This is a genomic window from Flavobacterium sp. (assembly GCF_965657075.1).
GTDB lineage: Bacteria > Bacteroidota > Bacteroidia > Flavobacteriales > Flavobacteriaceae > Flavobacterium.
In genome coordinates, this window is the sequence record NZ_CBFHMV010000006.1 from 25829 (window position 1) to 38428 (window position 12600).

The window sequence follows — 12600 nt, forward strand, 5'->3', positions numbered from 1 at the left end:
TTACCAAAATCAATTTAAGTTTTCATTAAGAATATGATTCATAATTATTGCAGTTGCTCCTTTATTCATTTGAACAAAAGTGTTGCAAATATGCCCTTTTTCGAATCGTTCATCTTCATTTTGAAGCAGCAAATTGAAAGCTTCATCAAGTTGAGTTTGATTTTGAATGGAAAGACAACCATCCAAATTTACTAAAGCTATAGCTTCTGCAAAGTGAGAATAATTAGGACCAATAACAATAGGAATTCCAAAAGTTGCCGGTTCTAAAATATTATGTATTCCAGGATTTCCAAAACCACCACCAACATATGCAATATCTGCATACGAATAGATTTTGGTTAAAATGCCGATGGTGTCGATTATGAAAACATCAAATTGTCGTAGGGACAAGACGCGACTTGTCCGTACTTCATTGTGTTCAGAAAATAAAATTGTTTTTTTTGCAATAGAATTCTTCAATTCTTGAATTTGTTCTTGCTTAATATTATGAGGAGCAATAATGAATTTTACATTTTCAGAAGAATTATTGATGTATTCAACCCATAAATTTTCATCTTTTGGCCACGAACTTCCAATAACAATAGTGGTTTTATTATCTTTAAATTCTTCAATAAAATCCAAAGTATTATCTCTTTCTAAAATGGAAACAACTCTATCAAATCTAGTGTCACCAGAAATTTTTACATTATTAAATCCAATGCTTAGTAACAACTTTTTAGAACTTTCATTCTGTACAAAAAAGTAGTCAAATGTTTTTAAAGCATTTCTATAAAATCCACCATACCATTTAAAAAACGCTTGATTTTCTCGTAAAATTCCTGAAATTAAGTAGGTTTTGATGTTGCGTTTTTTTAATTCATTCAAATAATTAGGCCAATATTCATATTTGATAAAGAAAACTAGTTCTGGATGTACTAAATCTAAAAATTGTTTAGCATTTGATTTTGTGTCCAAAGGCAAGTAAACGGTTACATCTGCAACAGTATTGTTTTTTCGAACTTCATAGCCAGAAGGTGAAAAAAAGGTTACTACAATTTTATGGTTGGGATATTTTTCTTTTATTTTTTCAATAACGGGTAATCCTTGTTCATATTCTCCTAACGAAGCTGCATGAAACCAAATTGATTGATCTGTTGGGCTAATTTTACCTTGTAAAGTAGAGAAAATCGTTTTTCTACCATCTACAAAAAGCTTCATTTTCGGACTCAATAAAGCAACAATTTTTAAGATTTGAGAAGCTATTAAAACAATAAAATTATAAACAACAAACATGGATTTTTTTTTAATGGGCTAAAAATACGTTTCTTTTACGATACTTAAAATTGTAAGGCAGAATTTCTTACTTTTGTATCACTTAATTTTATTTCTAATGAAAAAACTACAAATGGTTGACCTTAAAAGTCAATACGAAAAAATAAAGGACGAAGTCAATGCATCAATTCAAGAAGTTTTAGATACAAACACTTATATAAATGGACCTTTGGTTCACCAATTTCAAGCGGATTTAGAAAAATATTTAGGAGTTAAACATGTAATTCCCTGTGCCAATGGAACAGATGCTTTGCAAATTGCCATGATGGGATTGGATTTAAAACCAGGAGATGAAGTTATTACGGCTGATTTCACTTTTGCTGCAACTGTTGAAGTAATTGCTTTGTTACAACTTACTCCAGTTTTAGTAGATGTAGATAGGAACAATATGAACATTTCTCTTGATGGAATTAGAAAAGCTATAACTCCAAAAACAAAAGCGATTGTCCCAGTTCACTTATTTGGACGTGCAGCAAATATGGATGCTATAATGGAAATTGCTAAAGAACACAATTTATATGTAATTGAAGATAATGCTCAAGCCATTGGTGCTGATTACACGAATAAAGAGGGTTCGAAAACTAAAGTTGGTACTATTGGTCATGTTGGAGCAACTTCATTCTTCCCATCAAAAAACTTAGGATGTTACGGTGATGGAGGTGCTATTTTTACCAATGACGATGCTTTAGCTCATACTTTAAGAGGAATTGTAAATCACGGTATGTATGAAAGATATCATCATGATGTGGTTGGTGTGAATTCACGTTTAGACAGTATTCAAGCTGGAGTTTTGAAAGCAAAATTACCTCATTTAGACACTTACAATAATGCGCGTCAAGATGCAGCTAGAAAATATTCAATGGCTCTAGGAGTGAATAAAAACATTGTGGTTCCAATGATTTGTGATACATGTGATTGTCATGTATTTCATCAATATGTGATCCGAATTACAAATGGAAAACGCGATGGTTTATTAGCCCATTTACAAAGTAAAGAAATTCCATGTGCTATTTATTATCCAATTCCTTTACACAGTCAAAAAGCTTATGCAGATTCTCGTTACAAGGAAGAAGATTTTCCTGTAACAAATCAATTATGTAAAGAAGTTATAGCTTTGCCAATGCACACGGAATTGGATGACGAGCAAATTAAATTCATAACAGATTCGATTTTAGAATTTGTAAAATAGTTATTATTTGATAATTGTTGGTTTTTGGATTTCCAACCAACAACTATCAACCATTAACCAACAACTAATATAAATGAAAATAGTAGTAACAGGAGGATTAGGTTTTATTGGGTCACATACAGTAGTGGAATTACAAAACGAAGGTTTTGAAGTAGTAGCCATTGATAATTTATCCAACTCTTCAGAAAGTGTTTTGGAAGGGATTTTTAATATTACAGGTAAAAAACCCATTTTTGAAAAGTTAGATTTACGAGAAAAATCAGTAGTTCAAGAATTTTTTAAAAAACACAATGATGTTTTGGGTGTAATTCACTTTGCAGCGTCAAAAGCTGTTGGTGAAAGTGTTGAAAATCCATTGTTGTATTATGAAAATAATATTAATGCTTTGGTTTATGTTTTGCAAGAATTAACAAAATTAAATAAAGCTAATTTTATTTTTAGTTCTTCATGTACGGTTTACGGTCAAGCCGAAAAAATGCCAATTACAGAAAATGCACCTGTTCAATCCGCAATGTCTCCGTATGGAAACACAAAACAAATTGGAGAAGAAATAATTATAGATACGTCAAAAGTAACCAATTTAAATTCAATTTTGTTACGCTATTTTAATCCAATTGGTTCACATCCAACTGCTGAAATTGGTGAATTGCCACTTGGTGTTCCTCAAAATTTAGTGCCTTTTATTACACAAACAGCTATGGGTTTACGTGAAAAATTATCTGTTTTTGGTGATGATTATCCAACCTCGGATGGTACGGCTGTTCGTGATTACATCCATGTTGTGGATTTAGCCAAAGCACATGTTGTGGCTTTGAAACGTTTGTTGGACAATAAAAATATTGAAAAAGTAGAAACTTTTAACTTGGGAACTGGTACAGGAAGTTCAGTTTTGGAAGTAATTAATGCTTTTGAAAATGTTTCAGGAGAAAAATTGAATTATCAAATTGTAGGCAGGAGAGAAGGAGATATTACTGAAGCTTTTGCTAACACAGATAAAGCAAATAATGTATTGGGTTGGAAAGCACAATCTACTTTAGAGGAAGCTTTAGCCAGTGCATGGAAGTGGGAACAGAAAGTCAGAACTAAATAAATATAAAAAAGACCCAAATAGTTGTTATTTGGGTCTTTTGCTTTTGGATTGTAGATGATTATTTTACAGTTTCTTCAACTTTTTCACCCATTTTTTCAGCTCCTTCTTCTACTTCTTTAGTGACTTCAGAAGTAGTAGAATCTACAGCATCCATAACTTCTTCCGCTTTATTTTCCATTTCAGTTCCTACAGCTTCTGTAGCATCTTCAACTTTGTCTTCTGTCGCTTCTTTGCAAGAAACAAATGAAAGTGTAGCAACAAATGCTAAGGTTAAAATTACTTTTTTCATAATTAAATGTTTTAGTTAATAATAGTTTGAAAATCAAATATATAAAAAACTATTGAATTTTTAATAGAAAATTTGGATCAGGACAATTTTCCAAGTAAAAAGGCACTTCATTCTTACTGCAAACTCCCGGATAATCTCCAATTTTATCTTGAATATCTTTAATAATTTGAAAATGCAAATGCGGTGCATAGTCACCATTAATTGGAGCTGAGCCTAGTTTTGCAATAATTTCGCCTTTTTTAACAGACATACCGACTTCTTTATTGGATATACTTTCTAAACTTAAATGACCATATAGTGTGTAGAAAGTAACATTTTCAATGGAATGTTCCAAAATTATTGTAGGACCATAATCCCCTAAAGCAGTATTGTTTTGAAAACTGTGCATTGTTCCATCTAAAGCAGCCAAAACAGCTGTTCCAGCTTTTATCCACAAATCCAAACCTATATGAATGTTGCGTTCGTCTGTGATTTCGTTTTTAAAAACAGTACTTCTTCGGTATAAGTTTCTTGGTTCCATATAGCCACCAAATGCAACTTTGGCATTATTTTTAGAAAGATGATTTTCTATGAATTCTTCAAAAATTGCAGCATCAGTTAAATTTAAATCTAATTTATCTGTCTGTGATGAAGATAAATCTAAAGAAACATAATCCGTATATTCAATTGAGGATTCAATGACTTTTACGTTTTTTTGTTCTTGAAGTAAGTGTTCTAAGTTTTTGTACATGTTTTTATGCTACTAATTCACTATATAATTTTTCAAAAGTTTGGTCTAAATCATCACTAAAACCAGAATGTGGTCGTGAGGTTTGAATGCTTGAACTTTTTATGGCACTTATCCATCTAAAGCGTTCGTCTTTTTCAAATTGGGCTATTGGTCCAGCATTTTTTTTACCTTCGCAAATATTTACTAATGCATCAAGGTTAATTTTAAGCAAATCCAAATCAAATTCAGCACAAAAAGTGTTGATTTTTTCAACAGGAATGTGATATTGGATGCGTAAATATTTTTGTCGCTTGCTATACAACATCAAACCAACGTTTATAAATTCTTCGCGTTCTACTTTGGGTACTACACGAATTACAGCATATTCATATAAGTGTCTATCGTGCATCTTGAGCTTGTTTTAAAAATAGTTCAGCGTTTTGTAATCGGATGGAAAGAAATTGAAAATAAACTTCCTTAATTTCTGAAGGAGAAATATTTTGTTCTTCCCATTGCAACCAATTTTCAGGAATTTGATTGACTATTTCTTTCAGAATGGTATCATTTAATTTGGATGTAAATTCTTGATGAGCTTCAACTAATTTACTGGCTTTTGGCAATAAAACATGATCTTTAATTAACGCAAAAGGAGTTAATGCAGTTGCTTCCCAATTCGTCCATGAATGATGAAAATAAAAGGAAGAACCATGATCAATCAACCAAAGTTCTTTTCTCCAAATCAATAAATTGGTGTTTTTGAAAGTTCTATCTACATTAGTGATAAAAGCATCCAACCAAACGATTTTTGAAGCTAGTAAAGCATCACAATCATTGGCTGCTGCATCATAAGTCAAAGCTCCTGATAAAAAGTGTAACCCCAAATTTAAACCTTGACTAAATTTCAATAAATCTTGAATTTCTTCATCGGCTTCTGTTCTTCCAAAAGCTTCATCTAAATTCGCAAAAACCAATTCAGGAACAGGTAAACCTAAATATTTAGCAATTTGTCCACCTAAAAATTCGGCAATTAGAGCTTTTACACCATGACCAGCTCCTCTAAATTTCAAAACGTATTTAAAGTCATCATCTGCTTCCGCTAAGGCTGGTAAAGAACCACCTTCTCGTAATGGAGTTATATATCTTGTAACGTTTACGGTTCGTAAATCTAAATTCATAAATGAAGTATTCTTTTTACAAAGATAACGAATTCCTATTTTGAATGGGGTTATTAAAATAGTTTTGAAATATAAAAATATACACTACTTTTATCTATCAAGTAAGAAAAAAAATTCTGATAAACATGAAATTCACTAAAGAAGAAAAAAAATTCTGGCAAACGCATTATCATTTCGATAAGCCATCACAAATTTATAAGGATTGGCATCAAATATGGTCTGTTGATGGAAATGATGATGATGACTTTTTTTATTTTTTTTCATTACGTGTAAAATCAATTACAGAAGTGCATCTAAAAGACACTTTAATTACAGATAAAGCAGTGGAATATATGCTTGAATTTAAAGATCTTGAAATACTTTTTTTAAGAAAACATGATAACATAACTAAAGAAAGTATCCCGTTTTTTAATCAAATGAAAAATTTGGAAAGTTTAAACATAACCAGAACCAAAATAACTTTAACGGATTTATGTGAACTTTTAAACAATCAAAGTTTAAAAGAAGTGTTTCTAGACTCTGAAGAGAATGAAGAAAATATTGAAGAGAAAGGATTTATCTTAAAAGAAAGAATGCCAAATTGCAATATTTATTTAAATTGCTCAGATGCTATTGATGTATTTGGAAATAAAGAAAAACCAATATTTTAAAAAAGAGAAAGCCTCGTAATTTTTAATACAAGGCTTTTATTTAGTGTGATTAATTTATGCAGAAAGAGTCTCCACATCACGATTAATTTTTCCAACTAATCCTACCAACACTTTTCCAGGACCAACTTCTGTAAAACTTGTAGCCCCATCAGCAATCATTTGATTTACCGATTGCGTCCATTTTACAGGTGCAGTTAATTGAATAATTAAGTTTTTCTTGATTTCTTCAGCATCAGAAACAGCACTTGCTGTCACGTTTTGATACACTGGACAAATAGGAGTAGAGAAAGTAGTTGCTTCAATGGCTGCTGCTAATTCTTCTCTTGCTGGTTCCATCATTGGGGAATGAAATGCTCCACCAACAGGTAAAATTAAAGCTCTTTTGGCTCCAGCTTCTTTCATTTTTTCACAAGCTTCTTCTACAGCTTTATATTCTCCAGAAATAACCAATTGACCCGGACAATTATAATTGGCTGCCACAACAATTCCATCAATAGAAGCACAAATGTCTTCCACAATTTTATCGTCTAAATTTAAAACGGCTGCCATTGTTGAGGGTTTAATTTCACAAGCTTTTTGCATGGCTAAGGCTCTTTGTGAAACTAATTTTAAACCGTCTTCAAAAGATAAAGCTCCATTAGCAACTAAAGCTGAAAATTCTCCTAATGAATGGCCTGCAACCATTTCTGGTTTAAAATCCTCACCCAATGTTTTGGCTAAGATTACTGAATGTAAAAAAACCGCTGGTTGGGTTACTTTGGTTTCTTTCAATTCTTCAGCAGTTCCTTCAAACATGATGTCTGTTATTCGGAATCCTAAAATTTCGTTGGCTTTTTCAAATAGTTCTTTGGCTAATGCCGAATTTTCATATAAGTCTTTACCCATTCCTGTGAATTGAGCTCCTTGACCTGGAAATACGTATGCTTTCATTTTATGCTGAATTTACTTGTGTTGAATTAATTTCAATATTTCAGCATCTCATCAATGCTGAACGGTTAAATTGAAATGCAAAATTAAACTTTTTTGACATAAAAAAACCTTACAAATACCAAAATCTGTAAGGTTGTATAGTATTGAATGGTAAAATTAAGCTTTAACTAATTGTAAATCAATAACCAATTTAACATCTTCACCTACTAAAACGCCACCAGTTTCTAAAGCTGAATTCCAATTTAAACCCCAATCTTTACGGTTAATTTTACCCTCAATGTTTAAACCTACTTTAGTGTTTCCCCAAGGATCTTGCATCAAGCCACTAAATTCTACAGGAAGTTTAACTTCTTTTGAAGTTCCTTTCATAGCCAGATCACCAATTAATTCGTATTGATTTTCGCTTATTTTGTTAAATGATTTTCCTTCAAAAGTTAGTTTTGGATGATTTTCAGCATCAAAAAAATCACCACTTTTTAAGTGATTGTCTCTGTCAGAATTTCTTGTGTCAATTGAATTAATATCAGCGTCAAATGAAATTTTAGCGGTTGTAAAATCGTTTTCTTCTGTTTCTACGGTTCCTTCGTATTTGTCAAATTTACCAGAAACATTTGTAAACATCATGTGTTTAACTTTAAAACCAATTTCTGAATGCGTTGGATCAATTGTCCATTTTGTAGTTGCCATAATATATGTTTTTAAATTAATTTATTATTACATTACAAATTTACAACCAGTTGTTTAGCTTATCACTTAACCTAGATTAAGAAATTATAAATCTATTGATTTTAGGATTGCTAATAATTTATTCTTTAAATCTAGATTTATTATGCCATCAGCTTCATCAAAATTTTCATAAAAACTAGGAAGTGAAAACGTGCCTACCAGATCAGCATCATGTCTTGGAAATCTATCTTTTGCAATTTCTAGTACTGAAGTACCACCACGTTCACCAGGAGAAGTAGCCATTAAAAGCATCTTTTTACCTTGGAAAACTTTACTATTGATTCGAGATGCCCAATCTAAAATATTTTTAAAAGCAGCTGTGTAGGCACCATTGTGTTCTGCTAAAGAAACGATTAGTACATCAGCTTCCATTAACGCATCTAAAAAGGTTTGCGCTTCTTTTGGAAACCCGCTACTTTCTTTATCTACAGAATACAAAGGCATTTCAAAATCATTCAAGTCTAAAACAGTTACTCCTGCATTTTCAAATAAGGACGCAGTGTAGGTAGCTAATTTTTTATTAATGGAGTTTTTACTTGAGGAGGCTCCAAAGGCAATTATTTTTTTCATACTTTATTTTTTATACTGAACACTAAATAACGGAATACTGAACACTAATTAGTGTTCCATCGGAACTTCCATAACTAAAAATTTTGAAGCTGTATTTGCTTTTATTTCTAGTTCTGCTGTGTCCCAAATTCCGATGGCATCTCTTTTTTCTAATGTTTCACCATTTACTTCAATTTCACCTTCAATAGTCATGATGTAAAATCCGTTTCCTTCTTTTTTAAGGTAAAGTTTTTTAGAAAAATCAGCATCAAAATCGCTCATATAAAACCAAGCATCTTGATGAATCCAAACTCCAGCATCATCTGCATTTGGAGATAAAATTTGTGCAAAATCATTTTTTTGTAACGATTGGTCTAAAGTAATTTGTTGGTAACGAGGTTCAACATTTCTTGTTTTTGGAAATAACCAAATTTGGAATAATTTGGTGTGTTGGTCATGATTTGGGTTAAATTCACTATGTTGAATTCCAGTTCCTGCACTCATCACTTGCACATCACCCGTTTTGATGGTTGCAGTATTTCCCATACTATCTTTGTGAGCCAAATCACCTTCAAGTGGAATAGTAATAATCTCCATATTGTCATGTGGATGTGTTCCAAATCCCATTCCAGCAGCAACGGTATCGTCATTCAAAACTCTTAATACTCCAAATTGAACTCGCTCTGGATTATACCAATTGGCAAAACTAAAACTGTGATAAGCATTCAACCAACCGTGATTGGCGTGACCTCTTGTATTGGATTTGTGTAAAACTGTATTTTTCATATCGTGTAAATTTAGTTGAAATTAGGATGTAAATTTACAGCGATTTAATGTTTGTAGTGCTTAATCTAGATTAAGAAATTATTTCCGTAACATTTTAGCTTTCATTTTACTAAAAAATTCAGGAGTAACTCCAATATAAGAAGCAATTTGTTTTTGAGGTACTTTTTGAATTAATGATGGGTATTTGGAACAAAACTTTTCAAAACGTTCTTCAGCGGTTAAACTCAAATTATCCATTAATCGTTCTTGATGTGCTACTAATGAGTTTTCGGTAAGAATTCTGAAAAAGCGTTCTAGCTTAGGAATTTTATGGTATAATTCTTCTTGGTTTTCTTTAGAGAGTAAAGCAACTTCGGCATCTTCATTCACTTCAATAAATAAATTACCTGGTTTTTGAGAAATTAAGCTATACATGTCTCCAATCCACCAATCTTCACAAGCAAATTGCAAAACGTGTTCTACTATATTATCGTTTATTGTAAAACTTCTTAAAATACCTGATTTTACAAAATAAGAATATTTAGCAACTTCACCAGCATTTAATAAAACGGTTTTTGCTTTGTAATGATTTAATTCAATTTTGGATAAAATCAATTCTTTCTGCTCATCAGTGAGTGAAATAATTTTTTCTATATTTTGAATGATTAAAGCCAATTATGCATTTACTTTTACCAACGAAGCCGTTGATTTTGCTCTCTCTACAATTTCTTCAATTGGAGTTTCTAAAGTGTCATAAGACAAAACAACACCCATTCTTCTGTAAGGTCTAGAAGTTGGTTTTCCAAATAATCTAAAATCGGTTTTTGGTAAACAAGCTACATTTTCAACACCAGTAAATGTGGGATTATTTGAATTTTCTGAAGCTAAAATCACTGTACTTGCTCCATTTCTTTCTAAAGTAATTTCTGCAATCGGTAAACTTAAAATCGCACGAAGATGTAATTCAAATTCATTAAAATTTTGAGTATTAGCTAAAGTTACCATTCCAGTGTCATGTGGTCTTGGTGATAATTCTGAAAAATATACACCTTCATCAGTCAAGAAAAATTCTACTCCAAAAAGGCCAGCGCCACCAAGAGCTTCTGTAACTTTTTCAGCCATGTCTTGTGCTTCAAATAAGTCTTTATCTGAGATTCTTGCAGGCTGCCAACTTTCTTGATAATCACCACGTTCTTGTCTGTGACCAATAGGTGCACAAAAAAGAGTAGGGTTGTTGTTCTGAGTGACAGTCAATAAAGTTATTTCAGAATGAAAATTCACAAATGCTTCAACAATAACTTCCACAACATCACCACGAGAACCATTCACAGCATAATTCCATGCTTTTGCGATGTCTTCGTTAGTTTTAATGGTAGATTGTCCTTTTCCAGACGAACTCATTAATGGTTTTACAACACAAGGCATTCCAACCTCTTTAACCGCTTTTTCTAACTCTTCGGCAGTTGTTGCATATCGATAATCAGCAGTTCTTAAGCCTAAATCTTTAGCAGCTAAATCGCGAATTGCTTTTCTATTCATGGTGAAATTTGCCGCTTTAGCAGAAGGAACAACTGTTATTCCTTGCTTTTCATAATCGTAAAAACGTTCTGTACGAATGGCTTCTATTTCTGGAACAATAAAATCAGGTTGGTGTTTGGCTACAATTCTGTCCAATTCAGAACCGTCTAACATATTTATGACTTCAAAACCATGTGCAACCTGCATGGCTGGAGCATTTTCATAACTATCAACTGCAATAACGGTTTGACCAATTCGTTGAGCTGCAATTACAAATTCTTTTCCTAGTTCACCAGAACCTAATAATAATATTTTTTTGTTCATCTTTATATTTTAAAAACCATTAAGGTATTAAGATTCATTAAGTTTTATGCTTAAATTTTCTTAATACCTTAATGGTTTAATTTATTAAAAATTGTATTAAGCTAAAGCTTCTTTAATTCTTCGTAATGCTTCCGTTAATTGTGCTTCACTTGTAGCATAAGAAAAACGAATGCAGTTTGGATTACCAAATGCTTCACCTGTAACTGTTGCAACATTAGCTTCAGAAAGTAAATACATGGCAAAATCGTTTGCATCTTTAATTTCAGTTCCTTTTAATGTTTTTCCGAAATAGTAAGATACATCTGGGAAAACGTAGAATGCTCCTTCTGGTGAATTGATTTTTAATCCTGGAATTTCTTGAATTAATCCAACTACTAAATCTCTTCTGCTTTTAAAAGCTCCAACCATTTCATTCAATACTTTTGGATCTGCATCAACAGCTGCAAATGTAGCTCTTTGGGCAATAGAATTGGCTCCAGAAGTAACTTGACCTTGCATTTTTGTACAAGCTTTTGCAATAAATTCTGGTGCACCAATATATCCAATTCTCCAACCTGTCATAGCAAATGCTTTTGCAACACCATTAACTGTAATAGTTCTTTCAAACATACCTGGAATTGAAGCTATACTGCAAAATGTTCCTGAAAAATTGATGTGTTCGTAGATTTCATCTGACACTACAAATATATTTGGATGCTTCTCTAATACTTTTGCTAATTCAGTTAATTCTTCACGATTGTAAACTGAACCACTTGGATTACATGGTGAACTATACCAAACCATTTTTGTTTTTGGAGTAATAGCTTTTTCTAATTGTTCTGGTGTAATTTTAAAATCACTTTCAATAGTTGTTGGAACTTCAACTGGAATACCTCCAGCCATTTTTACAATTTCGTAATAAGAAACCCAGTAAGGTGCTGGTAAAATCACTTCGTCACCATCATTAAGCATTACTTGAGCTATGTTATATAAAGATTGTTTAGCTCCTGTAGAAACTACAATGTTAGCTGGTTTATAGTCTAAGTCATTATCTCTTTTAAATTTTCTACAGATGGCATCTTTTAAATCCACATATCCATCAACTGGAGAATAAGTTGAATAATTTTCATCAATAGCTTTTTTAGCAGCTTCTTTGATAAAATCGGGTGTGTTAAAGTCAGGTTCACCTAAACTTAGGCTGATAATATCCTTTCCTTGAGCTTTTAATTCTCTTGCCAAAGCTGCCATAGCTAAAGTTTGAGAAGTTGATAATTGATTAATTCTGTCTGATAGTAAGTGATTCATTGTGTTGTTGTGTATAAAAATCTTTTTTTAAATGGTAAACCATTAAGATGTTAAGAATATTAAGGTTGATCTTAATGAAACTTAATGTCTT

Annotated in this window: 15 protein-coding genes; 3 read left to right on the forward strand and 12 right to left on the reverse strand. The window is 31.9% G+C overall.

Going from position 1 to position 12600, the window contains the following annotated elements:
• Positions 1–9 precede the first annotated feature (9 nt).
• Positions 10–1272: a 3-deoxy-D-manno-octulosonic acid transferase gene (locus tag ACTF56_RS05775; RefSeq protein ID WP_438965958.1), complete on the reverse strand. Its 1263-nt coding sequence runs from the start codon at positions 1270–1272 to the stop codon at positions 10–12.
• Positions 1273–1369: 97 nt separating this feature from the next.
• Here ACTF56_RS05775 and ACTF56_RS05780 point away from each other — a divergent pair, with 97 nt between their 5' ends.
• Positions 1370–2500 carry a DegT/DnrJ/EryC1/StrS family aminotransferase gene (locus tag ACTF56_RS05780; protein WP_438965959.1) on the forward strand — a complete coding sequence of 377 codons (1131 nt, stop codon included), beginning with the start codon at positions 1370–1372 and terminating at the stop codon, positions 2498–2500.
• A gap of 73 nt (positions 2501–2573) precedes the next feature.
• Positions 2574–3590: a UDP-glucose 4-epimerase GalE gene (gene galE / locus ACTF56_RS05785; protein WP_438965960.1), complete on the forward strand. Its 1017-nt coding sequence runs from the start codon at positions 2574–2576 to the stop codon at positions 3588–3590.
• 58 nt (positions 3591–3648) lie between these two features.
• Here the strand turns inward: galE and ACTF56_RS05790 are convergent, their stop codons facing one another.
• The 4 genes from ACTF56_RS05790 to ACTF56_RS05805 are packed head-to-tail and all read right to left on the reverse strand — an operon-like array spanning position 3649 to position 5763.
• Positions 3649–3879, reverse strand: coding sequence for a hypothetical protein (locus ACTF56_RS05790; protein WP_438965961.1), 231 nt, complete (start codon positions 3877–3879; stop codon positions 3649–3651).
• A gap of 49 nt (positions 3880–3928) precedes the next feature.
• Positions 3929–4609 carry a peptidoglycan DD-metalloendopeptidase family protein gene (locus ACTF56_RS05795; protein ID WP_438965962.1) on the reverse strand — a complete coding sequence of 227 codons (681 nt, stop codon included), beginning with the start codon at positions 4607–4609 and terminating at the stop codon, positions 3929–3931.
• Positions 4610–4613: 4 nt separating this feature from the next.
• The gene (locus ACTF56_RS05800) at positions 4614–4997 is read right to left on the reverse strand and encodes a DUF3037 domain-containing protein (protein ID WP_438965963.1); all 384 of its coding nucleotides are present in this window, start codon (positions 4995–4997) and stop codon (positions 4614–4616) included.
• A complete protein-coding gene (locus tag ACTF56_RS05805; protein WP_438965964.1) occupies positions 4987–5763 on the reverse strand; it encodes a HipA family kinase in 777 nt (258 codons plus the stop codon). The genes ACTF56_RS05800 and ACTF56_RS05805 overlap by 11 nt, the downstream gene beginning before the upstream one ends.
• Positions 5764–5888: 125 nt before the next feature.
• On the opposite strand from ACTF56_RS05805, the gene ACTF56_RS05810 reads away from it, so the two are divergent.
• On the forward strand, positions 5889–6413 hold the full coding sequence (locus tag ACTF56_RS05810; protein ID WP_438965965.1) for a hypothetical protein: 525 nt from the start codon (positions 5889–5891) through the stop codon (positions 6411–6413).
• Between the two features lie 54 nt (positions 6414–6467).
• Here ACTF56_RS05810 and fabD read toward each other — a convergent pair whose 3' ends face one another.
• From fabD to ACTF56_RS05845, 7 genes are all read right to left on the reverse strand, one after another.
• Entirely contained in the window at positions 6468–7343 is an 876-nt protein-coding gene (fabD, locus tag ACTF56_RS05815; protein ID WP_438965966.1) for an ACP S-malonyltransferase, read from the reverse strand.
• A gap of 156 nt (positions 7344–7499) precedes the next feature.
• Positions 7500–8030, reverse strand: coding sequence for a YceI family protein (locus ACTF56_RS05820; protein ID WP_438965967.1), 531 nt, complete (start codon positions 8028–8030; stop codon positions 7500–7502).
• 84 nt (positions 8031–8114) lie between these two features.
• Entirely contained in the window at positions 8115–8639 is a 525-nt protein-coding gene (locus ACTF56_RS05825) for an NADPH-dependent FMN reductase (RefSeq protein ID WP_438965968.1), read from the reverse strand.
• A gap of 48 nt (positions 8640–8687) precedes the next feature.
• Positions 8688–9404, reverse strand: a complete 717-nt coding sequence (locus ACTF56_RS05830; RefSeq protein ID WP_438965969.1) for a pirin family protein — start codon at positions 9402–9404, stop codon at positions 8688–8690.
• A gap of 78 nt (positions 9405–9482) precedes the next feature.
• Positions 9483–10058, reverse strand: a complete 576-nt coding sequence (locus ACTF56_RS05835; protein WP_438965970.1) for a Crp/Fnr family transcriptional regulator — start codon at positions 10056–10058, stop codon at positions 9483–9485.
• Positions 10059–11225 (reverse strand): formate-dependent phosphoribosylglycinamide formyltransferase, encoded by a 1167-nt coding sequence (gene purT / locus ACTF56_RS05840; protein ID WP_438965971.1) that lies wholly within the window; start codon positions 11223–11225, stop codon positions 10059–10061. It abuts the gene before it with no gap.
• Between the two features lie 96 nt (positions 11226–11321).
• Positions 11322–12509: a pyridoxal phosphate-dependent aminotransferase gene (locus ACTF56_RS05845; RefSeq protein ID WP_438965972.1), complete on the reverse strand. Its 1188-nt coding sequence runs from the start codon at positions 12507–12509 to the stop codon at positions 11322–11324.
• Positions 12510–12600: the final 91 nt, after the last annotated feature.

Coding starts and splice junctions, on each gene's coding strand:
- ACTF56_RS05775 (WP_438965958.1), bottom strand. CDS start 1,272: ATGTTTGTTGTTTATAATTTTATTGTTTTAATAGCTTCTCAAATCTTA.
- ACTF56_RS05780 (WP_438965959.1), top strand. CDS start 1,370: ATGAAAAAACTACAAATGGTTGACCTTAAAAGTCAATACGAAAAAATA.
- galE (WP_438965960.1), top strand. CDS start 2,574: ATGAAAATAGTAGTAACAGGAGGATTAGGTTTTATTGGGTCACATACA.
- ACTF56_RS05790 (WP_438965961.1), bottom strand. CDS start 3,879: ATGAAAAAAGTAATTTTAACCTTAGCATTTGTTGCTACACTTTCATTT.
- ACTF56_RS05795 (WP_438965962.1), bottom strand. CDS start 4,609: ATGTACAAAAACTTAGAACACTTACTTCAAGAACAAAAAAACGTAAAA.
- ACTF56_RS05800 (WP_438965963.1), bottom strand. CDS start 4,997: ATGCACGATAGACACTTATATGAATATGCTGTAATTCGTGTAGTACCC.
- ACTF56_RS05805 (WP_438965964.1), bottom strand. CDS start 5,763: ATGAATTTAGATTTACGAACCGTAAACGTTACAAGATATATAACTCCA.
- ACTF56_RS05810 (WP_438965965.1), top strand. CDS start 5,889: ATGAAATTCACTAAAGAAGAAAAAAAATTCTGGCAAACGCATTATCAT.
- fabD (WP_438965966.1), bottom strand. CDS start 7,343: ATGAAAGCATACGTATTTCCAGGTCAAGGAGCTCAATTCACAGGAATG.
- ACTF56_RS05820 (WP_438965967.1), bottom strand. CDS start 8,030: ATGGCAACTACAAAATGGACAATTGATCCAACGCATTCAGAAATTGGT.
- ACTF56_RS05825 (WP_438965968.1), bottom strand. CDS start 8,639: ATGAAAAAAATAATTGCCTTTGGAGCCTCCTCAAGTAAAAACTCCATT.
- ACTF56_RS05830 (WP_438965969.1), bottom strand. CDS start 9,404: ATGAAAAATACAGTTTTACACAAATCCAATACAAGAGGTCACGCCAAT.
- purT (WP_438965971.1), bottom strand. CDS start 11,225: ATGAACAAAAAAATATTATTATTAGGTTCTGGTGAACTAGGAAAAGAA.
- ACTF56_RS05845 (WP_438965972.1), bottom strand. CDS start 12,509: ATGAATCACTTACTATCAGACAGAATTAATCAATTATCAACTTCTCAA.